Below are 380 nucleotides of genomic sequence, written 5' to 3'. Positions count from 1 at the left end.
ATTTGAAATAAGGATTTCCAAGTTTTAAAGATAATTTCAATCTGCCAGCGGAGGGAATAAAAATCATGTATTTGTTCCATCGGAACCCATTCCAAAGGTGTATTGGTAACATAAATGTTCATACCAGCTAATCGTTTGCTTTTCTCTGAGTACGTAATACCCTTTTTACTTTCCGTATACACTTGTTTTTTCTTACGTTCTCGAAGTTGTTTTTCAGTTAATCGATATATAATAACTCGTGTAAATAGTTTTTTATCCTTTCAAATATAAGCATCTGCTATTTCATAGACCTGTCCTGGTTTTAAGGTATTCATAATGTGTTCTAAATCAACTTTGATGTACTGAGACTGTTTTTTTACTGTCCCATTTCGAAAGTATTC

General features: G+C 32.1%; 1 pseudogene. It reads right to left on the bottom strand.

The features are described 5' to 3' along the window. Window positions 1-380, bottom strand: a pseudogene (locus tag MR155_RS31510) (transposase); the annotation flags it as partial.

The sequence above is a fragment of the Bacillus cereus group sp. BfR-BA-01331 genome, assembly GCF_022663915.1.
In the GTDB taxonomy this organism is placed as follows: domain Bacteria; phylum Bacillota; class Bacilli; order Bacillales; family Bacillaceae_G; genus Bacillus_A; species Bacillus_A mycoides.
The sequence above is the reverse complement of the archived record's forward strand: the minus strand, read 5'-3'. Positions and strand labels throughout refer to the sequence as shown.